At 42.9% G+C, this 21,266-nt stretch carries 18 protein-coding genes; 11 read left to right on the top strand and 7 right to left on the bottom strand.

From position 1 onward, the window contains the following. Position 1 precedes the first annotated feature (1 nt). The 4 genes from AC5EUN_RS14395 to asd all read right to left on the bottom strand — a co-directional run bounded on the left by AC5EUN_RS14395 (position 2) and on the right by asd (position 5,017). Entirely contained in the window at positions 2 to 970 is a 969-nt protein-coding gene (locus AC5EUN_RS14395; protein WP_493352400.1) for an asparaginase, read from the bottom strand. Positions 971 to 1,019: 49 nt separating this feature from the next. Beyond that, on the bottom strand, positions 1,020 to 2,324 hold the full coding sequence (gene fimV, locus AC5EUN_RS14390; RefSeq protein ID WP_493352399.1) for a T4P machinery localization factor FimV: 1,305 nt from the start codon (positions 2,322 to 2,324) through the stop codon (positions 1,020 to 1,022). Between the two features lie 65 nt (positions 2,325 to 2,389). After that, positions 2,390 to 3,757: a FimV/HubP-related protein gene (locus tag AC5EUN_RS14385; RefSeq protein WP_183174994.1), complete on the bottom strand. Its 1,368-nt coding sequence runs from the start codon at positions 3,755 to 3,757 to the stop codon at positions 2,390 to 2,392. A 141-nt stretch (positions 3,758 to 3,898) separates the two neighbouring features. Further along, a complete protein-coding gene (gene asd, locus AC5EUN_RS14380; protein ID WP_183174993.1) occupies positions 3,899 to 5,017 on the bottom strand; it encodes an aspartate-semialdehyde dehydrogenase in 1,119 nt (372 codons plus the stop codon). A 185-nt stretch (positions 5,018 to 5,202) separates the two neighbouring features. Here asd and AC5EUN_RS14375 point away from each other — a divergent pair, with 185 nt between their 5' ends. Next, positions 5,203 to 6,312, top strand: a complete 1,110-nt coding sequence (locus tag AC5EUN_RS14375) for an endonuclease/exonuclease/phosphatase family protein (protein WP_184117770.1) — start codon at positions 5,203 to 5,205, stop codon at positions 6,310 to 6,312. A 290-nt stretch (positions 6,313 to 6,602) separates the two neighbouring features. Here AC5EUN_RS14375 and AC5EUN_RS14370 read toward each other — a convergent pair whose 3' ends face one another. Beyond that, positions 6,603 to 7,541, bottom strand: a complete 939-nt coding sequence (locus tag AC5EUN_RS14370; protein ID WP_178896054.1) for an LpxL/LpxP family acyltransferase — start codon at positions 7,539 to 7,541, stop codon at positions 6,603 to 6,605. A 249-nt stretch (positions 7,542 to 7,790) separates the two neighbouring features. Here AC5EUN_RS14370 and AC5EUN_RS14365 point away from each other — a divergent pair, with 249 nt between their 5' ends. Then, entirely contained in the window at positions 7,791 to 8,141 is a 351-nt protein-coding gene (locus AC5EUN_RS14365; protein ID WP_159153388.1) for a hypothetical protein, read from the top strand. Between the two features lie 51 nt (positions 8,142 to 8,192). Here AC5EUN_RS14365 and AC5EUN_RS14360 read toward each other — a convergent pair whose 3' ends face one another. Continuing rightward, entirely contained in the window at positions 8,193 to 10,088 is a 1,896-nt protein-coding gene (locus tag AC5EUN_RS14360; RefSeq protein WP_159153387.1) for an ATP-binding cassette domain-containing protein, read from the bottom strand. 35 nt (positions 10,089 to 10,123) lie between these two features. On the opposite strand from AC5EUN_RS14360, the gene AC5EUN_RS14355 reads away from it, so the two are divergent. The 7 genes from AC5EUN_RS14355 (at position 10,124) to AC5EUN_RS14325 (ending at position 17,089) form a co-directional block, all read left to right on the top strand. After that, the gene (locus tag AC5EUN_RS14355) at positions 10,124 to 10,369 is read left to right on the top strand and encodes a SlyX family protein (RefSeq protein ID WP_159153386.1); all 246 of its coding nucleotides are present in this window, start codon (positions 10,124 to 10,126) and stop codon (positions 10,367 to 10,369) included. Positions 10,370 to 10,548: 179 nt separating this feature from the next. After that, positions 10,549 to 11,538, top strand: a complete 990-nt coding sequence (locus tag AC5EUN_RS14350; RefSeq protein WP_159153385.1) for a hypothetical protein — start codon at positions 10,549 to 10,551, stop codon at positions 11,536 to 11,538. A 70-nt stretch (positions 11,539 to 11,608) separates the two neighbouring features. After that, entirely contained in the window at positions 11,609 to 12,058 is a 450-nt protein-coding gene (locus AC5EUN_RS14345; protein ID WP_159153384.1) for an ammonium transporter, read from the top strand. Between the two features lie 36 nt (positions 12,059 to 12,094). Beyond that, positions 12,095 to 14,737: a type I DNA topoisomerase gene (topA, locus tag AC5EUN_RS14340; protein WP_159153383.1), complete on the top strand. Its 2,643-nt coding sequence runs from the start codon at positions 12,095 to 12,097 to the stop codon at positions 14,735 to 14,737. A gap of 96 nt (positions 14,738 to 14,833) precedes the next feature. Then, positions 14,834 to 15,640 carry an NYN domain-containing protein gene (locus AC5EUN_RS14335; RefSeq protein WP_159153382.1) on the top strand — a complete coding sequence of 269 codons (807 nt, stop codon included), beginning with the start codon at positions 14,834 to 14,836 and terminating at the stop codon, positions 15,638 to 15,640. A 1-nt stretch (position 15,641) separates the two neighbouring features. Then, positions 15,642 to 16,400: a hypothetical protein gene (locus tag AC5EUN_RS14330; RefSeq protein WP_159153381.1), complete on the top strand. Its 759-nt coding sequence runs from the start codon at positions 15,642 to 15,644 to the stop codon at positions 16,398 to 16,400. Positions 16,401 to 16,519: 119 nt separating this feature from the next. Next, positions 16,520 to 17,089: an HdeD family acid-resistance protein gene (locus tag AC5EUN_RS14325; protein ID WP_148826766.1), complete on the top strand. Its 570-nt coding sequence runs from the start codon at positions 16,520 to 16,522 to the stop codon at positions 17,087 to 17,089. 84 nt (positions 17,090 to 17,173) lie between these two features. Here the strand turns inward: AC5EUN_RS14325 and AC5EUN_RS14320 are convergent, their stop codons facing one another. Continuing rightward, positions 17,174 to 17,623 carry a carboxymuconolactone decarboxylase family protein gene (locus AC5EUN_RS14320; RefSeq protein ID WP_148826765.1) on the bottom strand — a complete coding sequence of 150 codons (450 nt, stop codon included), beginning with the start codon at positions 17,621 to 17,623 and terminating at the stop codon, positions 17,174 to 17,176. A gap of 301 nt (positions 17,624 to 17,924) precedes the next feature. Between AC5EUN_RS14320 and AC5EUN_RS14315 the strand changes: the two genes are divergently transcribed. Beyond that, a complete protein-coding gene (locus AC5EUN_RS14315) occupies positions 17,925 to 19,079 on the top strand; it encodes a glycerate kinase family protein (protein WP_171519363.1) in 1,155 nt (384 codons plus the stop codon). 155 nt (positions 19,080 to 19,234) lie between these two features. Further along, positions 19,235 to 21,223, top strand: a complete 1,989-nt coding sequence (locus AC5EUN_RS14310) for an ATP-dependent helicase (RefSeq protein ID WP_159153380.1) — start codon at positions 19,235 to 19,237, stop codon at positions 21,221 to 21,223. The last annotated feature ends 43 nt before the right edge of the window (positions 21,224 to 21,266 follow it).

Raw genomic sequence — 21,266 nt, 5'->3', positions numbered from 1 at the left:
ATTAACCCAAATCATGCCAATGGCTGAAGCGCGCTTCAGCAGTGGGGTATTGTAAATACATTTTGAGGGCTTTGGCATACAGATCTGCGTGCCCGAGGCAATCACTGACAATTATTTTGGCTTGAGTTGTCCACGCGGCAACTGCATAGCGCTGATCAGTACGCCCGAAAGGAACTTGGGTACTTAAGATAACAACACAGCCTTGTGCGCAAAATTCATCGAAAAGTGCCATCAACTCGGCATTCACAGCTAAATTACCCGTTCCAAAACCTTGCAAAATGAGGAAATGTGGTGGGGCTGTAAGCAGGTTTTTCAAATTCTGCAATTGTTGCGCTAAGGCAACAGGTTGCATCATCAGATTGAGGCAATTGAATTGGTGGGATTGTTCTACATCATTTGTTTGTACTATGTGTGTTTTTAAGCTATGTGGAATCGGCTGTTCAGCCATGACGCCTGTAAAAGCATCCAGTTCTGTGGTATGTCGTTTTAACGCGGTTTGTGCATGTAATACCTGTTGATGAAAAGCCAGATACACTCCGACAGGATGTTTCATCACCGCATCTAAGGCAAAATTCAAATTACTGATCGCATCGCTAAATTCACGCGTATCTGTGCCTTGTACATTAAGCAATGGATATTGGCTACCTGTGAAAACCACGCGTGCGGAGTCTGCAATAAAGTGTGCAGCGACAGCACTGGCATAGCTTAAGGTATCTGTGCCATGAATCACGACAAAATGCTGGAATTGTTGCAGTTGCAATTGTTGAATCTGCTGAATTAGCAATAACCAGTCTGCAGCCGTACAGGCGCTACTGTCTTTAATGACAGGTGCAATAAAACATTCAATGTCGAGATGAATCGGCAAGACATGTGTGAGCTTGGGAATAAAGTCTTCGGCAGGCATTGGTTGTAAGGGTTCGCCAATACAGCCAAAGGTTCCACCCATATAGATAAGCGCAATTTTTTTCATTATAAAAAAAGCAGTCGGTGATGACTGCTTTAGTTTAAAACGAAATGGCTTAGGATGCTATGCGGCTCAGTAACTGTTCTACTTGCTGACGTTGTTCCGTAGAGTAATTTGGTTCTTGTTCAACCAAAATTTTACGTGCAGCTTCGAAAGCGCCAAGTTGAATGTATTGCTCAGCCAATTCAAGGTTTAATTGTATTTCATTGACTTCGCTCAGTTGAGGGAAAGACTGTACCAGAGGATCGCTTTGATCCACCGTATTGGCAGGTGCAGTAGACTCTAGACTAAAACTGAGGTTTGGCGTAACAACTGCTGGTATTTCTTCTACTATCGCTTCACTTGGGCTCACCGTATCGAAAGAAAAAGCAGGGATGTCTTTTGCCGCTTCAGCCGTAGATTCGCTTGAAAAATCAAATGTAAATTCAGGACGCTCATCTACAGCAGGCAGTGAAATTTCTGCTTCTGGCGTTGTTGTCGGCGCTGTGTCGAGATTGAACGAAAAATCTAAAGGTTGGATGTCGGCTGCAGCAGTTTCTGCTGGTTGAATAGGCCTGCTTTCTAAAGAAAGTGAACCGAAATCGAGCGGTTTAAGTTCTTCAGCAGATTTGGTTGGTTCTGCTGTTGGTGTATTTAAACTAGAGATATCAAATTCTAAGCTTTGAACTTCGATGCTTGGTTCAGGTTGAGCCGTTGTTGTGGTGGTAAATGCTGAGGTATCAAAATCAAGCGGTTTAATGTCTTGAACCGGTTCAACAACAGAAGCCTGCACAGGAGAGGGCGCAGGATTATTTGATGACATCAGGGCATCAAAGTCAGCAGTATTGATTGCTTCTACAGGTTTTGGTGTAGATGGTGCAATTTCAGTCGGTTTAAACTCAATCGTGTCACGGCTATTTTGATGTAATTGATCGTAATCCGATTTTTTGGCTTCTGCTTGTGCCAAAATATCATCCAGTTCTAAAGAACGTAAATGATTCAGTAATTGGCTGATGGCAAACTCATCTTTTTGAAGCAAGTGAATATCGAGCAGCAGTAAATATAATTCGTGTTGTGAATTGTCTTTATTTAGGGCTTGGTTGATTTGTGCTTCAGCTGAGAAGAAATTGCGGTCGCGAATTTGGCCTTCAATTTTATTACGTAGATCTGTAGCGAGTGGTGTCGTGGCTTTTTTAGCAACAACATCTTCAACGACTTGAGTTTGTTGCGGGGATTTTTTAGACGAACTGGTTTTTTTAACTTTGTTTTTTGCAGTAACCGCTTTTTGAGTTTTTGGTTCTGTTTCTTTACTCGCCTCACGCTTTTTTAAGACTATGGCAACAACCAATAGTAAGATAAATGGAATCACATAAATAAGCATGTTTTACCCCTTTTGAACTTGTCTTTGTGCAAGTTCATCCAAAATCAAATAATCAAAATAACACTTTAGTGTGTTGGCTTTTTCTCAGTTTGTTGTGCTTTCAATTGTTGTTGCAATTGTGCAAGACGAGCGTTTAGTAATTGAATTCTCTGATCTTTCTGATTAAGTGCCACTTCTAATTGTGTTACGTTTCTCTGTAATTTAACGGTTTTTTCACGGGATGTCATAACTTTTAATGACAACTCGTTTGATGTTTGATTCTTTTGTGTCGACTTCTTGGCAGAACCGTGGCTTGAATCTTGCTCTTTCTCTGCCACCAAGCTCATCTCGGCTTGATTGAGGCGGTATTTCGCCTTGCCAGATTGCTGTGAGCTTTGTTTTGGAAGTGATGAAACGGAGACTTTTTGTTCTGATTTTGCTGTTTGTAAACCTGTTAAATTGAGGTTGGCACCACGACGTAAGCGATTTACGTCACCTTGAATAAAGGCATGTTCATTCTTGGCTTTAATTTGTTGCATGACTTCACCGACAGGACGGTTTTCTTCAGCAGCAATGCGCGATGCAATGCCCCAGAGAGATTCATTTGACCGAACTACATGGGCACTTTGAGGTGCGGCTTGGCGTGCAGTAGTTGCAGGGGCAGCAGGTATTGTTTTTGCTGTCGATGGACTAGCTTGAGGGCTAGCCTGTGCTGAAATTGGCGCATCTGATTTTTGAACTGAATCGGCATACTTTTGCACTAACGGATCTGCCGATTTTTTCGCTTGAGTAATCGGTTCAACACGTGGAGTTGATGTTTGAGCAGCTGCTGCAATTTGTGTAGACGCTACTGAAATAACTTGCGTTGGCGCTGTAATAGCGGTCGCACTCATGCTTGGTGGGGTATGGTTATTGAGTTTGAGTGGTGTCGTGTTTGTCGTCGGCGCAGCTGTTGTTTTTAAGCTATTGAATTGTGTGCTGACAGGTAAGTTCAGCGCAATATCTTTTTCGTTGACAATCACCACCGGTTTTAACGCTTTTTCATTATTATTCGCGCGTGCTTGAAGTGCTGCTGAGCGTTTATTGGCTGTTTTAATATGTTGTAGCCGTGCCGCATTGCCTTCTTTGATTTTGACGACAATGTTGAGTTCTGCTTCCGTTAAAGGACGTGAAGAAGTAATCGTAATTACACCTGTACTGGCACTGGTACGACGGGTAAAAAAGTTCAGATTACTGGGCGGCTGATGCATGACACCAAGAGACATTAAATCTTCTGCGCTAGCTAGACTGGCTTGAATCGGAGCATTCGGATCGGCATCGTGAAAGTTCAATTCTGCATACAACAGTTCCCCAGGTGCAGATTGAATTTGAATAGGATCAACAATGATCGCATTCACATTTTGCGAAGCAATAATGGCTAAAATGGCTATCTTTAATTTGTTATTTACGGTCATCTTAATCTTTAGCTCGGTCACAGATCGCAAAGCGAAAATTATAGATTAGCGAGTTGTGTGTTATTTGTAAAACGTTAACATCAGGGTTACAAAAAAAAGCCGATCAAGTGTGATCGGCTTAATACTTTAGCGGGTAAATGCTTAAGTATTTTTGTAGTCAATCAGGATACGGAGCATACGACGTAAGGGTTCCGCAGCACCCCAAAGCAATTGATCACCGACAGTGAAAGCACCTAAGTACTCTTTGCCCATATTCAATTTGCGTAGACGACCAACAGGAACTGTTAATGTGCCTGTTACAGCCACAGGTGTTAAGTCAGTCATAGACGCTTCACGGGTATTTGGAACCACTTTTGCCCATTGGTTTGCGCTACGTAACATATCTTCGATTTCATCGAGAGGCGCGTCTTTCTTCAGCTTTAATGTTAAAGCTTGAGAGTGACAACGCATCGCACCAATACGTACACAATGACCGTCAATCGGAACGATTTGCTGGTTGCCCAAGATCTTGTTGGTTTCAACTTGACCTTTCCATTCTTCTTTCGACTGACCGCTGTCTAATTGTTTGTCGATATAAGGAATGAGTGAGCCTGCTAATGGCACGCCAAAGTTTGCTGAAGGGAAACCTTCGCCACGTTGTAATTCCGCAATTTTAGAGTCGATATCTAGAATTGGAGAGCGTGGGTCATCTAACAAATCTTTGGTGTTGTTGTACAAATAGCCCATACCAGAGATGAGTTCACGCATATTTTGCGCACCAGCACCCGATGCTGCTTGATAAGTCATCGAGGTTGCCCATTCCACTAAATTGTTTTGGAATAAACCGCCTAAGCCCATCAGCATCAGTGAAACTGTACAGTTACCGCCCACGAATGTTTTGGTACCGTTCACTAAACCATCTTTAATCACGTTCATGTTGACAGGGTCAAGTACGATGATGGCTTCATCTTCCATACGAAGTGTAGATGCCGCATCAATCCAATAGCCTGTCCAGTTTTCTGCTTTGAGCTTCGGGAAAACTTCTGAGGTATAGTCGCCGCCTTGGCAGGTAATAATGACATCCATTTGCTTCAGACTGTTAATGTCTGATGCATCCATAAGTGCTGGGGCAGTTTTACCGCCAAACGCAGGCGCTTCACCGCCTGCATTACTGGTAGAGAAATAAAATGGCTCAAAATGAGCAAAATCATTCTCTTCAACCATACGTTGCATTAGGACGGAACCAACCATCCCGCGCCAACCGACCAGACCTACTTTCATGTCACTTTGCCTCGGTGCGTTAAAAATTAAAAGGGGATTCGAGTGTATCAAAAGAGCGCTTAACTGCAAGCACTACACAATGAAAACAGCAATTATATTGTGCAATATATCTTGTTTATGTTACATGCAAAATTGATATTAATTTATGAATCTACAAAAAATTAAGAATATAAGAGTGGCTATCTATGATCTGGGTTGAGTTGCTGGCATGTGTTGTGATTTGGTTAAGCTTCTGGTCACTGATTCCACGAGATGAATGGTGGTTTCGAGGCGCAGATTTTCCACGCTTACAGATTTTGGCATTGGGATTGATTGCATTTATCTTGATGTTGATTTGGGATGCACCTTGGAATTGGGTGCGTGAAGTCATTTTGCTGGGGTTAATTGCGGCAGTGTCGTACCAACTCAAAATGGTGTTGCCTTATACCTTTGTATGGAAAAAGCAGGTGAAAACGGTTGCTAAAACAGAGTTACAGCCAGAACGTCAGATTTCTTTAATTGTGTCGAATGTACTAACGCCCAATACTCAATATCACTTATTGCTGCAACAGATTCATCAGCATCAACCGGACTTGATTTTGACTTTAGAGTCGGATGCACATTGGGAACAAGCCTTGAGTGAACTGGAAGATGACTATCCCTATCGGGTTGCAGTGCCTTTGGATAATCTGTATGGCATGCATTTGTACAGTCGTTTAGCGCTTAAAGATATTGAAGTTAAGTTTATTTTGAGCGATGAAATTCCTTCGATTCATGCCACAGTCATATTAAGGTCAGGACAACCAGTACAACTGTACTGCTTACACCCGAAACCGCCAAGTCCGACCGAAGCCAAAGACTCTACTTTACGTGATGCTGAATTATTGATAGTCGGGGATCAGATTAAAGATTTGGATGAGAGCTGCATTGTGATGGGGGATTTGAATGATGTGGCATGGTCGCGCACGACACGACTTTTTCAACGGATCAGTGGGCTGCTAGACCCCCGAGTCGGACGACATTTTGTCAATACTTTTCATGCAGACTATCCCTTACTGCGCTGGTCACTGGATCATGTTTTTCACAGTACGGATTTTGCCTTAGTTCAGATGCAGCGTTTACCACATATTGGTTCAGATCATTTCCCTGTATATGTGGTGCTTCAAACTGGTCGGGTGTTTGAGCAAGTGCAAGAAGAGCTAGAGCAAACCGAAGCCGATGAGCAAGAAGCGCAGGAGGCGATTGAAGATGGAATTGAGAAAGCGGAACGAGAAGGTAAGCAGGTGACAGATAAAATTGCCAAAGATTACCAGTAAACATATGGGGCGCTCGGATTTCATCAGTGTAGGATATGGCTTACAGGGATTTGGGAATCTGACGAATGGTTAGTCATTTGGTATGCCCGTATTCTAGTCTCATCAGCAGATGGAGCGGGAATGGATCATCCCAGTATGGAAGTTGAAGCTGATGGAAATCATCATGGATATGATGTAGGTATGGAATGCCACCGAATAAAACAAGAATAACGTTGAAAGCACAACCTCATGTACCCGAGTTTTGCAGGACGCAGAACTCGGGTTCTACTTTTTTTAATCAGCCCTTTTTGTTAAGAATAAATCTTGTCATAGCCTGCAGGGCGAGTTTTAAAGCGACGGTGGAACCACATATATTGAGTCGGAGCAATACGGAGTTGATTTTCAATAATTTGATTCACGCGTGTCGCATCATCGACTTCATCTTCACTGGGTAAGTTTTCCACCGCAGGTTCAATCAACACTTTGTATTTTGGGTTTTTAATATCACCATCACGATAAAAATACAGAGGAATGGCTGCGGCTTTGGTCATTTTCAATAAACGACGGTGTGCTGTAACGGTCGCTGCGGGAACGCCAAAAAATGGCGCCATAACACCTTGTTTTAAGCCAAAGTCTTGATCTGGACTATACCAAATGGCATGGCCATTTTTTAAGTTGCGGACCAAACCACGCATGTCATCATGATCAATTTGATGTGCATAAATGGTGGCGCGGCAGCGGTAGATGAGCATATCCAGCAGTGGATTATTTTGTGGGCGATACACCACATCTGGTTCAAAATACTGTGCGCATAGATAACCACCCGCATCGAGCAAAGTAGAGTGGGTTCCTAAAAGCAGTGCGCCTTTACCTTCTGCTTGTGCTTTTTGAATATGTTCTAAACCTTCAATACTGACACGGCCAGTAAACCACTTTGGGCTATACCACGCATTCAGCGTTTCAAATACGCCCAGCATTTGATCGACAAAAACTAAACGGGCATTTTCAAGGACTTCTTGGGCCGACCATTCAGGGAAACACACCTCCAGATTACGAACAGTGGTTTTACGTCGTGACTTCAGATATTTAAAGCTGAGGTTGCCTAAGAGGGTTGCCAGTCGGTGTTGAATTGCCCATGGGAGAATCGCCAATATCATGAGAAAGACGATACCGATCCAAACACCCCAATATTTAGGTTGTAGGAAAGACCACTGAAATTCACCGGGTTGATAGTCTGGCTTTGAACTCATAAATTGCGATAAAGGCTGAAAAAAGAATATTTCGAGTTTAGCATGAAGCAAGAATGAAGATGCAATCTTCGCCATGAAGCTGTTGTACAAGACCTTCTCATATCAAGTTGTGATGGTTTTTATGAGGTGGGTGAAACTGTATTCATGCTCAGTGGAGAACATGGTCTAAACATCTCGCAACATTTGTTTTGTTTTAATTTGGGTGAAATTCACAATACTAAGAAGAAAGATAAGAATAGGAAGATAAAAATGCTAAAAAACATCAGCAGTTGCGGTGTGCTATTTATTGCTTTAACGGGCTGTGTCTATAGTCCATATGATGATTATAATCATTATTATCATGGGTTTGGTTGGACAGGGTATGCACCCTTTCCACTAGAAGACCATCGTCCACCACCTAATGGTCATGGCGGTGGACATCCAGGGGGGCAACATCCTGATCATATCCATCCAGGAGGAGGGCAGCCTGGTGGAGGTGGGTTGCATCCAGGAGGTAGTCATCCAGGTGGTGGTGGAATTCATCTTGGCGGGGGTGGGATACATCCAGGTGGAGGTGCTGGCATACATCCTGGCGGTGGTGGGCATCGTCAGCCGCGTTAAATATAAAAAACTCCGCATTGTGCGGAGTTTTTTTATGGAGCTTACGAAAAATTATTTGGTTAAATTTTCCAGTTCTTCCCAACGTTCCAGTTTTTCCAGCAATAGCTCATCAATTTCAGTCAAACGATTCGACAACGTCATCGCCTTGTCTGCATCTGAAATAAATAATGAACCATCTGCAAGTGAGGCATTGATTTCCGCTTGCTCTTTTTCCAGTGCTTCCATTTCGGCAGGCAGTTGTTCAAGCGCACGTTGATCTTTATAGCTGAGTTTGACTTTTTTAGCAGGTGCTGCGTTCGCTTCAGCTTTCGCCGCTGCTTTTTTCACAGCACTTTTTTGGTCAACCGCAGTTTGGTCTGGTCGCTGTTGTAAGTAATCTTGGTAACCACCAATGTATTCATCGATATTGCCTTTACCATCGAACACCCAAGTTGAGGTGACCACGTTATCCATAAAGGCACGGTCATGCGAAATAAGCAGTAAGGTGCCTTTGTAGTCGGACAACATTTCTTCTAGTAGCTCTAGTGTCACCATATCCAAGTCATTGGTGGGTTCGTCCATCACGATTAAGTTAGATGGCTTAAGTAGTAACTTGGCTAAAAGAATACGGTTACGCTCACCGCCTGAAAGAGCTTTGACTGGTGTACGCGCACGTTCTGGTGAGAACAAGAAATCTTGCAAATAGCTGTAAATGTGACGACGGTTACCATTCACATCGACATGGTCTGAACCTTCTGACACGTTATCTTTGACTGATTTTTCAAGGTCGAGAGCATTACGTAATTGGTCGAAGTAAGCCACTTCCAATTGCGTACCTGTTTTCACAGTACCAGTATGTTCTTGCTCACCCAAAATAGCTTTGATGAGCGTGGTTTTACCCACACCGTTGTCACCGACTAAGCCGATACGGTCACCACGTAATACCAGTGCCGAGAAATCTTTGATGATTGGAGCGCTGTTGCCAAATTGCACAGCTAAGTTTTCAATTTCAAAGACTACTTTACCTGAACGGCTAGCGTCTTGTGTTGCCATGCTGACTTTGCCTTGCTGCGAACGGCGCGCTTTCGACTGTTCACGTAATTCTTTTAAGGCACGTACACGACCTTCGTTACGGGTACGACGCGCTTTAATCCCTTGGCGAATCCACACTTCTTCTTCAGCTAAACGTTTGTCAAACAGTGCATTCTGCTTTTCCTCAGCTTCCATTTGCTGTGCTTTTAGTTCGAGGTAGCGTGAGTAGTTACCCTCGTAACTACGCAAAGTGCCACGGTCAAGCTCTACAATACGAGTTGCAATACTATCTACAAATGAACGGTCATGCGAGATGAACAGTAAAGTTAAATTATTTTGATCAAGTAAAAACTTCTCTAGCCATTCAATACTTTCAACGTCCAAATGGTTGGTTGGTTCGTCTAGCAATAGCACATCGGGTTGGGTAAGAAGCGCACGAGCAAGCAGCACACGACGCTTACGACCACCCGATAAGTCGGCCAAATCGGCATCTGGGTCTAGGCCCATTTTACTTAAAATAGAATTGACTTTGGTTTCTAAAGCCCAGCCATCTAACTGATCTAGTTTGTGTTGCAAGTTACCCATGCGGTCACACGCTTCCATGTCTCCAAGTACACAAGCATCACTAGCTTCATGATAAGCTCTGAGCACATCTGCGGCTTCACCTGCGCCGTCTGCCACGATATCCGCCACTTTGCCCGAGTCCATCGGCACGTCTTGCGCCAACATCGAAATGGTGATGCCATTTTGTAGAGAAACTTCACCAGAATCGGGTAATAGGCTTCCCTCGATCAGTTTAAGTAAAGTAGACTTACCTTCACCATTACGACCAATTAAACACACTCGTTCACCGCGCTCCAATGAAAAGTTCGCGCCGTCAAGCAAGGCAGGTCCACCAAACGCAAGTTGGACATCCCTTAAAGTAATATAGGCCATAATGTTTCCTGAAAAATCTCAAATGAGGACTTGAAGTGTCTAAACAACAAAATATTGATAATCAAGCGCCATTGTCCGCACCCATTGAAGATTTGCAAGTCCGAATTGCATTTTTAGATGATTTAGTTGAACAACTCAATAAACAATTGGTGATTCAAGGGCTGGAAATTGCTGATTTAAAAAAACAAATGCAAATTTTGTATCAACGTGTTGAATCTTCAGATTTGTCCGATGGAATTGCGACATTTGACCCGATGGCTGATCGTCCGCCACATTATTAAGTTCATTTGCTGTCTGGGGCTAAAAAAAGCTGTGATGTGGGTTGTGGATATTGCTGAGTCTTGTCTCTTTTTTTGTTTTACCCAACTCAAAGCTCGATTTGACTGACGAAATCATTTGACCTTTGATGCAGTTCCTACTCTAATACCCGCTTTCTGGTGCATCCCATAAAAACTGTCCTATGACTCAAAAAGTTGTTCTTCTTGACCTTGAAAATAATGTTCCGACGGCCAAATTGTTGCGCGAGATTGTGGAGCATTATCCGACTTTGTATTTGTTTCATTGCCAAGGTCAATTTGAGTATGCATTGCAAGATTTGACGGAACTGGCTGCTTGGATCAGTAGTGGTCAAGTGGTGATTTTAGACACGCCCAAAGCCGAGCAAAAAGAGTTCGAATATGCCGTGGTGGTGGGGCAGTTAATGGCTTTGCTTGAGCCAGAGACGCAGGTTGAAATTATCTCTGCGGTCAATACAACAGAAATACTTTTGGACTTAATGCAATCTTCGGATATTCAGAGCAATTTGATCCTCATTCAGTCTGAAGCGTTACCAAGTCAACGTCATCTTCCCAGTTTAGACAGCATCAAAAATCAGCCTTATTTAAAAATGGTCAAAAAATATTGTGATGCTTTGGGGAAAATGTCAGGTAAGCCGAACACATTGAACGGTCTAAAAAACTCAATAAGTAATATTTTGCAACTCGTACCTGAAAAGACGCAGCGGGTAGTGGGGATGTTGATTAATCTCAAAATCATCAAACGCTATGATGAGCAGATTCGCTTTCGTAAAAAAGTGTTGAAGCAGTGGTTGGCACTGAATTTAGATGAACAAGACCCAATTTCACAGCCACAAAGCATGCAACAAGCGCTACAGCAACTGCAAAAAGACAGTGTCGTGGATAAGCTTGAACCAACTGTAGATACGCAGTCCGCGCAACAAGAGTTGTTTAAAAACTTTGCACAGATTGACCCTGTACAGCTTGAGGTCGCACGAAAACTACGCGAGTTAAAAACCAATAAACCCAAAGATATCTATGCACTACGTGATTTGCTTGAGCAAATGTTTCCGAAGTCAGATGTACGTATGTTACTGAAAGAGTTACTCGATAAAGGCTATATTTACTGGAATGGACATGAAGTTCTATATAGTCATGAAATGTTCTTAAATTAATTTTATCGTTCAAACTTGCGTTTTATATTGTGCTTATGCAACTCTAATAAAGGAATAAAAAGGTTGTGCTATGGAAAATACTGGAATTTGGGTTGTCGGATTTATCATCTTATTCATCCTCGGCTCGATTTTTGGACTTCGTGTAAGTCCAAGAGAAAAAGCTTTAGGTGAAATGCGTGATAAAGCGCGCAAGATGGGTTTACACCCGCGTTTAGTCGCAGCACCTGACTGGACGAAAATACCGATGGCTTCGGAAAACCGTGCCAGCATGGTGGCGTACTACAGTGTACTGATTCCAGAAGCACGCCTACCTTTAATGCGCGCTCGCGTTGTTGATCAACAGCTTGAACTCATTACAGGTGATGACAAGTTTAAACATTTACCCATTGAATTAAAGGGTATTTATGCTATTGATATGCAAGCAAACTGCGTGGGACTCTATTGGGATGAGCATTCTGACTTAAGAGCAACCCAGTTAGATGCCATTAAAGCATATTTACAGTCTTTGGCTGAACTTTAATTTTACAGACCCATTGAAACAGGATTAACGGTTAATATGGCGAAAGCTCCTCGGTCCACATCCAAAAGTACTACAGCAGATTCTCCTGAGGCTGGGAAAAAGCGTGCTTTAGTGATTGTGGAGTCGCCTGCAAAAGCGAAAACAATCAATAAATATTTAGGCTCGAATTACATTGTGAAGTCATCTGTGGGTCACGTGCGTGATTTACCTACAGGTGGTTCTAGTAAGACCGCAGAAAAGAAGCCAGCAACACGAACCAAACTGACCGATGCTCAGAAAGCTGAAAAAGCACAAAATGCACTGGTCAATCGTATGGGGGTTGATCCTGAGCATGACTGGAAAGCACATTATGAAGTGCTTCCTGGCAAAGAGCATGTGGTTGCTGAACTGAAAAAGCTTGCTTCGCAAGTTGACGAGGTCTATCTCGCAACGGACTTGGACCGTGAAGGGGAAGCGATTGCTTGGCATTTAAAAGAAGTGATTGGTGGGGATGACTCACGTTATCAACGTGTGGTGTTCAATGAAATTACCAAAAATGCCATCCAAGATGCATTCAAGCATCCAGCTCGCCTTGATATCGATAAAGTTAATGCGCAACAAGCACGCCGCTTTTTAGACCGCGTCGTCGGCTTTATGATTTCGCCCTTACTTTGGGAAAAAATTGCTCGTGGTTTATCGGCAGGTCGTGTTCAGTCTGTCGCAGTTAAACTGGTGGTTGAGCGTGAGCGTGAAATTCGTGCGTTTATTCCCGAAGAATACTGGCAAGTTTTTGCAGACACTAAGTCGCAGACCGATGAGATTCGTTTAGAAGCCGTCAAACAAGCAGGTAAAGCCTTAAAGCTACGTAATAAAGCCGATACCGATGCTTTACTAAAGCTCATTAAAGACGCAGATTACAAAGTTTCAGCACGTGAAGATAAACCGACCAAGGTGAATCCGAGCGCGCCGTATATCACCTCGACTTTACAACAAGCAGCCAGTACACGTCTGGGTTTTTCTGTGAAGAAAACCATGATGTTGGCGCAGCGTTTGTATGAAGCGGGTTTTATTACCTATATGCGTACCGACTCGACCTTTTTGAGTGACGATGCGGTGAATATGGTACGTCATCATATTGATACCGAGTTTGGTGCGAAATATCTGCCTGCTAAGCCGAACCGCTATGGTAACAAAGCCGGTGCACAAGAAGCCCACGAAGCGATTCGTCCATCGAATGTGGCGTTAAAAGGCGACAGTTTGGTGGGTGTGGAACGTGATGCACAACGTTTGTATGATTTGATCTGGCGTCAATTCGTCGCGTGTCAAATGACACCAGCAGAATACTTGTCATCGACTATTTTAGTGGATGCCAACGGTGTTGAACTTAAAGCCAAAGGTCGCACCTTAGTCTTTGACGGTTTCACTAAAGTCCGTGGTCAAAACAAGTCGGACGATGATGTGTTATTGCCTGCGGTGAAAGTGGGTGAAATCCTGACGCTTGAAAAATTAGATCCATCGCAACACTTTACCAAGCCACCTGCACGTTTTACTGAAGCGTCATTGGTGAAAGAGCTTGAGAAAAAGGGCATTGGTCGACCATCGACCTATGCGGCGATTATCTCGACCATTCAAGACCGTGGTTATGTCAAACTGGAAAACCGTCGTTTATTTGCTGAAAAAATGGGTGAGATTGTTACTGATCGTTTAGATGAAAGTTTCAATAACCTCATGAACTATGACTTTACCGCGGACTTAGAAGGTCAGCTCGATAAAGTGGCTGATGGCGAACGCAATTGGAAAGAATTGCTCGACAGCTTCTATGGCGACTTTAAAAAACGTCTGACCAATGCGCAAGGTGAAGGCGGTATGCGCCGCAATCAACCTGTAGAGGTGGAAGCGGTTCATTGTAAAGAATGTGACCGTCCAATGCAGATTCGTACGGGAACCACAGGTGTCTTCTTAGGGTGTTCGGGCTATAACTTACCGCCGAAAGAGCGTTGTAAAGGCACGTTGAACTTAACACCAGTTGAATCACTTGCCGCACTTTCTGATGATGACGCAGCAGAAACAGCAGATTTGATGTCGAAAAAACGCTGTCCAATCTGTGAAACTGCGATGGACAGCTATGTGATCGATGGTGGTCGTAAGCTACATGTCTGTGGTAATAACCCAGACTGTGCTGGTTTTGAGCTTGAAGAAGGTGAGTTCAAAATCAAAGGTTATGATGGCCCAACCATTCCATGTGACAAGTGTGATGGGGAAATGCAGCTGAAGACGGGTCGTTTTGGTCCTTATTTTGCTTGCTCAAGCTGTGATAACACGCGTAAAGTCTTAAAAAGTGGTCAGCCTGCACCTCCGCGTGTAGACCCGATTAAGATGGAACATTTACGTTCAACTAAGCATGATGACTTTTTTGTATTACGTGATGGGGCGGCTGGTTTATTCTTGGCGGCAAGTAAGTTCCCGAAAGTACGTGAAACACGTGCACCAAAAGTTTCGGAACTTCGTAGTGTTGCCGATCAGCTCGATCCGAAGTATCAGTTTATTTTGCAAGCACCTGATGTTGACCCTGAAGGGAATCCAACTTTGGTGAAATTTAGCCGTAAGAATCAAGCGCAATATATTGGTTCTGAAACGCCTGAAGGTAAGCAAACCAAATGGTCATTGGTGTTCAATGATGGAAAATGGGTTGAAGCTTAAGTTTTAATTGCTTAGAAATAATCAAGAAATGCTCACTTTGGTGGGCATTTTTTATGTCAAAATGATTCTCAAATAATCATAATATTTGGGGTGTATGTGGAAATACAAACAAAAAAATTTGCAGTGCTAATTGATGCTGATAATTCATCTATTAGTGCAATTCCATCAGTACTTGAAGAAGTAGCTAAATATGGTATTGCCAGTGTCAAGCGTGTGTATGGTGATTGGAGCAGCGACACTTTGAAAAATTGGCGTGAGGTTCTCTTACCTCATGCAATCACGCCAGTTCAGCAGTTTGCCTATACAAAAGGTAAAGATGCTACAGATATGATTTTAATTATTGATGCGATGGACTTACTTTATGCTGGGGCCTTGGATGGTTTTTGTATCGTTTCTAGCGATAGTGATTTTACCCCTTTAGCATCTCGTATCCGTGAAAATGGCTTAAGTGTTTATGGATTTGGGAAAAAGAAAACTCCAGAGGCTTTTAAGAAAGCTTGTGATAAATTCATTTATATAGAAAATTTAATTTCAGATAGTGATCTTAAAAATATTGAAGATGAGTTCCTTTCTGAATCTACGGCCAAAAAAATAGTAGAAACCTTGAAAGCAACTGATCAAAAAGCAGCAATCCAACCCAAAGAAAGAATTATTCCAGAAACAGTTGATAGGGCAACCTTAAATTTGATTTATAAAGCAGTTAAAGATAATTCGGATGATAGTGGCTGGGCGTATTTAGGGTTAGTAGGTGGTTATATTAATGCTGTGAAACCTGATTTTGATACCAGAAACTATGGTTTTGATAAATTATCTAGTTTAGTTAAAGCTTTAGGTATTTTTGAGACTAAAATGAATGGAAGCCAAATGTATTTAAGAAAAATGAAAAAGCAGAGCGTCTCTTAATATGTGGAAAAAACTTCGTATTTTAATCTTGCTGCTGATTTTATTGGTGGTCGCTGTGAATGCTTACAGGGATCAGAACCAAGATTGGAACAAGCCCATTATTGTATTACTGCATCCAGTTAATGCAGATGGGCAAGGCACAACTCAGCAATATATACAGCAATTGACGCCTGCGAACTTAAAAGGGGTACAAGGTTATTTAGAGCAGATGTCGGCGACATATCGCGGCCAACCGATTGCGATTTATTTCCAACTTGGGCGCGAACTCAAACAGCTACCGCCGAAAGTGCCTGAGCAGGCAAGTTTATTGGATACGGTCTTGTGGAGTTTAAAGTTCCGTTATTATGCATGGAAAAACCATCAAGGTTCAGATGGTGCACCAACTGTTACTTTGTATTTGAACTATTATGACCCAGCACTGACCAAAGAGCTGAAACACTCGACAGCTTTGCAAAAAGGTCGCATCGGTTCGGTGAATTTATTTGCATCTAACAAGCAAACCGAACAAAACAAAGTCGTGCTTGCACATGAACTTTTACATGCCTTTGGTGCCAGTGATAAATACGACTTAGCCACAGGACAGCCGATGTATCCTGCGGGTTATGCTTATCCAAATCAACAACCACTGTTCCCTCAAGCCAAAGCTGAATTAATGGCCGGGCACATTCCAACCTCACAAACACAGAGTAAAATGCCTGAATCGATTGATGAAACATTGGTGAATGAAATCACTGCGATTGAAATTGGGTGGAAAAAGTAACTGTGGATAATGCTGTGTTTATCCACAGCATGGATTGATTGTGTGGATAAACACAAGCCTACAAGTTCGCTGCAAAACATGTTAAAACTAAGTGAACGAAAATCAAACTTGAGAAGAAGATGAAAACAGTCGGTAATGATTTAGTTCGCCATCAACTCCATGAAAATCGTAAATGGTATTTGGGTTTAGGAATTTTACTGGTGTTGTTTGGTTTCGTTCTTTTGGCCGCTTTGCCTTTTGCCACCTTATCCGTAGTGTTTATCTTTGGCGTGCTGATGATGATAGGTGGTGTTCTACACTTCATCGCAGCCTTTAAAATTTTTGAGGGTGGCTTTCGCTGGTTATGGGCACTGTTTGGTGTGTTGTATTTGGTTGCGGGGTATTATGCATTTAGCACACCTGTGAAAACAGCCATTGTTTTGACCAGTGTTTTGGCGGTTTTCCTGATTATTGCAGGGGTCATTCGTATCTTTAATGCAATCTTATTTCGAGCATTCCAAGGTTGGGCCTGGACACTTTTTTCTGGTGTTTTAACCCTGCTGGCGGGCATTATGATTTTAACCACACCAGATGCTCCATTTTGGGTGCTGGGCTTATTCCTTGCTTTTGATATTTTATTCCAAGGGATTAATTATCTGACTCTAGCGGCAGCCATTAAGCAGATTCCACCAGCAAGCCAATCTGAATAAAGCATGATTAAAAAATAAAGGGAGCCTCATGCAGGCTCCCTTTTTTCGTGTGCTTTATATCATGTGTAAAGCTGAATGGCAGGCTTATGGATTGACGGCATATTGACTTGAAATCGCAATACGATTCCACGTGTTAATCACAATCGCGATCCATTCAATAGCGGCAACTTCTGCATCGGATAAGGTTTTTGCTGCTTCTTGATACGCCGAATCGGGGAAATGCTGCTGGGCAATGAGTGTAATTTCTTCAATTAAAATTAGCGCAGCGCGTTCTTTTTCGGAAAAATATCCATTTTCTTGCCATGCACTGATGAGGGCAATCCGTTCGATTGATTCACCTGCTTTCATGGCATCTTGTGTATGCATACGCACACAGAACGCGCATTGGTTAATCTGTGAGGCTCTTAGTTTCAGCAAGTGTGAAAACCCAATCTCAAGACCTGCTTGTTGGACTTTTTGCATGGATAAATTTTCGAGTTCTAATACTGTTTTATACAGTTCAGGTGCGGCTTTTCCCAAATTGATACGTTGCATACATCACCTATTTTTTTTAAGAGCGTTGAATGTTTAGTGATGATTTTATCGGCTAATTGATTTGCACTTTGTTTAATTTATGCATTAAAACCAAATGAACTAAGGTGGTCGTTTTGGTGACAGCACAGTAAAGCTCTTCTATGTTTAAAATTAAAAAATCATTGAGGCTATTTTAACTTTATCGAAATGTACTCAACTTCAATGATAACGAACTGTGCCAAGGACAATGAAAAGAGAAAAATGCGGGCGGGAAATTTATCAATCGTGTTATTAATAAATTAAATTTTCTAAAAAATGATGGATGATGACAACTTTTATTTTAGCGCCTGATTCTTTTAAAGAAAGTATGACAGCAGAACAGGCTTGTGTGGCGATGCAGCGCGGGATTCAAAATATAATCCCTGATACTGTATGTATACATGTACCCATGGCCGATGGCGGCGAAGGCACAGTCGATGCTTTATTAACATCTTTAGCAGGCCAAAAAGTCGAATGTGAAGTAACGGGGCCCTTGCCATCACAACGAGTGAAAACGTATTGGGGCTTATTTGATGGCGGGCAAACGGCTGTTATTGAAATGGCCAAAGCTAATGGTATTCATCTGCTTGAGCCCGCACAGCGAAATCCATTGCTGACTACGACTTTGGGAACGGGGCAAATGATTCGGCATGCATTGGATCTAGGCGTGTCCAAAATTATTTTGGCACTTGGAGGCAGTGTCACCAATGATGCAGGCAGTGGCATGGCACAAGCACTTGGAATAAGGTTTTTAGATGCACAAGGGCGGGACGTGCCCGTTGGTGGTGGTCATTTACGAGATATTGAACAGATCGATATGCAGGCTTTAGACCCACGCTTGCAAAAGATTCAAGTTTTGATTGCCTCCGATGTCACTAATCCGCTGTGTGGCATGCAAGGCGCTTCGTATGTGTTTGGTCCGCAAAAAGGGGCGAGTGCAGAGATGGTTGAGCAGTTAGATCAAAGTTTGAGTCACTTTGCGGATGTGGTGGAAACACAACTTAATCTACAGATACGGAATGTCGCAGGGGCAGGCGCCGCAGGTGGGTTAGGGTTTGGTTTGATGGCTTTTACAGGCGCTAAGCTCCAGTCTGGCGCGAAGTGGGTGATTGAGCAAACTCAACTGGCGGAGAAAATAAAGCAAGCCGATTATGTTTTCACGGGTGAAGGCAGTATCGACTTCCAAACCAAGTTTGGCAAAACGCCGTGGGCGGTGGCTCAGTTAGCCAAGCAGTTGAATAAACCAGTGATTGCCTTTGCTGGACATGTCGGGGAGGATATTGAGGCATTATTTGATGAAGGGTTTAGTCAAATTGTTTCGATTAATGAACCTGACTGCGATTTAGCAACAGCATTGAAAAATGCAGAACAGAATTTGCAAAACAGTTGTGAGGATATCACTCGACTTTTGCTTTTAAATCATACTGAGCAAGCTTAATTTTAAATATTTGAGGCAGCAAGCGATTCGAGCATGAGGTCTTAGCCCTAGATTTGAAGGTGTATTTTAGATAGAAATGGATAATCATTGCTGGAGCCTCATATTGACGTCATAGATTTGTTAGACTAGTAGCATCCACGAATTGATGAGTGATTATGAGTTTAGCCAGCCTAATTGATGAATTAAACCCGCAACAAAAACAAGCTGCCACGACTGAGTCGCAACACAGTCTGGTGCTCGCAGGGGCTGGCTGTGGCAAGACGAAAACCATTGTGGCACGAGCGGCGTACCTAATTGATCAAGGGATTCCTGCCAACCAAATTCAGATTTTAACCTTTACCCGTCGTTCAGCCAGTGAGATCGTGGCGCGAGTGGAGCTGGCTTTAGGTGAGCAGGCAAAAGGGCTGCGTGCTTCTACTTTTCATACTTTTTGTATGTATCTGCTGCGCCGTGTACCGAAAGCCTTTGGTTTAGAGCAGTTTTCAATTATTGATCGTGATGATCAGCTGATGATGTTCCGCCTGATTCGTGGGAAAGATGATAAGAAAAATCCCAATCAGCTGCCTAAACCGCAAGAACTGTGTGATCTGTATTCTTTTGCACGAAATACGCGTCAGAAGCTGAGTGATGCCTTAGAAAAACAGCATCCTGAGCATTTGGCTTTTAAAGATCAAATTGCGGAAATCATGAAAGAGTACGAGACACGTAAGCGTGCCCGTAGCTTTTTAGATTATGACGATATTCTTGCGATCGTGGCCTCAGCACTCGACCAGTCAGACGGTTTAGCCGACTATGTGGCATCGCTCTGCAAACACATGCTGGTCGATGAAATGCAGGACACCAACCCTTTGCAGTGGGCCTTGCTTGAGCCCCTTAAAGACAAAGTGAGCCTGTTCTGCGTGGGTGATGATGCACAGTCGATTTATGGTTTCCGTGGGGCAGATTTTGAAAATATTCACCATTTTAAAGACCGTGTGCCGAATGCTCAGGTGTTTAAATTGGAGCAAAACTATCGTTCAACCCAAGAAATTTTAGACCTTTCAAATTGGCTGCTCGATCAATCTGAGATTCAATATAACAAACGCCTAGATGCTCATCGGGGTGAGGGCGTGAAGCCTCGCATGCACATTTTCCCAAATGAGTTTGATGAAGCAAAATGGATTGCGATCGACATTAAAGAGCGCCATTACTTACAAGGCAGTATATGGTCGGATCATATGGTTTTGGTCCGTTCTAGCTTTGCAGCACGGCATATTGAGGCAGCATGTATTGCAGCCAATGTCCCCTATCGCTTTATTGGGGGCATGAAACTGCTTGAAACCGCGCATGTGAAAGATTTACTGAGCTTGTTGCGCGTGATTGCCAATCCTCTGGATGATATTGCATGGATGCGTTTTCTTACCTTGTGGAATGGGGTGGGAGATGTCGGTGCAAGCCGTCTTGCTCAGCAACTTTTACTGGAGCCTGAGTTTGATTTGATTTTTGATAAATTAGAAAAATTTGGACGGATTCCTGCTGAAACTGTGCTGATCATGAAGCAAATGACGGTACTGAAACAGGAAGTACAGGCTTGCGTCGGTTTAGGTATTCAAGCGATTGAAGCACAATTGGCTGAAAATTATAAAAAAGACTGGAACCGACGCCAAGGTGACTTTGAGCTGGTGAAGCAATTGGCTTCTAAACATACCCAATTGAGTGAGTTTCTAGAGGAATATGTGCTTGATCCTGTGTCGATTTCTGAAATCGAACGCCAGTCCGATAGTGATGTCGTCACCCTGATTACCATTCACTCGGCCAAAGGCACAGAGCAAAAGGTCTGTTATGTCGTCAATGTCACCCCAGGGCAATATCCACATGCACGTGCCCAAGGTGATTTTAGTGATGTCGAAGAAGAGCGTCGGGTCTTATATGTGGCACTGACCCGTGCTCAGAATGAGCTGATTTTAACCAAGCAAAATTTAAGTCTATGGGCACGAGACGTGATTGATGAGCAAGGGCGTAAAGTTGAAAGCTACTTTTTAAATGATCTGACCCGAAATTTGTGTAGCATGGAAACCCATCATAAGCCTCGTCAGCAAACGGTAAAGAGTGCTTTAATTGAGCGCCAATCGATTAATTTAGATTTTGGGATTAATCTCGATTAAACTAAACAGATTACATTGTGGTATTTGTTGTGCAATGTTCAGA

Source organism: Acinetobacter sp. CAU_H_S170_2 (assembly GCF_058890445.1).
Note: the sequence above shows the minus strand (reverse complement) of the source record. Positions and strands in the feature narration are given on the sequence as shown.

Coding starts and splice junctions, on each gene's coding strand:
- topA (WP_159153383.1), top strand. CDS start 12,095: ATGGCGAAAGCTCCTCGGTCCACATCCAAAAGTACTACAGCAGATTCT.
- AC5EUN_RS14385 (WP_183174994.1), bottom strand. CDS start 3,757: ATGACCGTAAATAACAAATTAAAGATAGCCATTTTAGCCATTATTGCT.
- AC5EUN_RS14325 (WP_148826766.1), top strand. CDS start 16,520: ATGAAAACAGTCGGTAATGATTTAGTTCGCCATCAACTCCATGAAAAT.
- AC5EUN_RS14320 (WP_148826765.1), bottom strand. CDS start 17,623: ATGCAACGTATCAATTTGGGAAAAGCCGCACCTGAACTGTATAAAACA.
- AC5EUN_RS14345 (WP_159153384.1), top strand. CDS start 11,609: ATGGAAAATACTGGAATTTGGGTTGTCGGATTTATCATCTTATTCATC.
- AC5EUN_RS14375 (WP_184117770.1), top strand. CDS start 5,203: ATGATCTGGGTTGAGTTGCTGGCATGTGTTGTGATTTGGTTAAGCTTC.
- AC5EUN_RS14350 (WP_159153385.1), top strand. CDS start 10,549: ATGACTCAAAAAGTTGTTCTTCTTGACCTTGAAAATAATGTTCCGACG.
- AC5EUN_RS14310 (WP_159153380.1), top strand. CDS start 19,235: ATGAGTTTAGCCAGCCTAATTGATGAATTAAACCCGCAACAAAAACAA.
- asd (WP_183174993.1), bottom strand. CDS start 5,017: ATGAAAGTAGGTCTGGTCGGTTGGCGCGGGATGGTTGGTTCCGTCCTA.
- AC5EUN_RS14360 (WP_159153387.1), bottom strand. CDS start 10,088: ATGGCCTATATTACTTTAAGGGATGTCCAACTTGCGTTTGGTGGACCT.
- AC5EUN_RS14365 (WP_159153388.1), top strand. CDS start 7,791: ATGCTAAAAAACATCAGCAGTTGCGGTGTGCTATTTATTGCTTTAACG.
- fimV (WP_493352399.1), bottom strand. CDS start 2,324: ATGCTTATTTATGTGATTCCATTTATCTTACTATTGGTTGTTGCCATA.
- AC5EUN_RS14395 (WP_493352400.1), bottom strand. CDS start 970: ATGAAAAAAATTGCGCTTATCTATATGGGTGGAACCTTTGGCTGTATT.
- AC5EUN_RS14370 (WP_178896054.1), bottom strand. CDS start 7,541: ATGAGTTCAAAGCCAGACTATCAACCCGGTGAATTTCAGTGGTCTTTC.
- AC5EUN_RS14315 (WP_171519363.1), top strand. CDS start 17,925: ATGATGACAACTTTTATTTTAGCGCCTGATTCTTTTAAAGAAAGTATG.
- AC5EUN_RS14330 (WP_159153381.1), top strand. CDS start 15,642: ATGTGGAAAAAACTTCGTATTTTAATCTTGCTGCTGATTTTATTGGTG.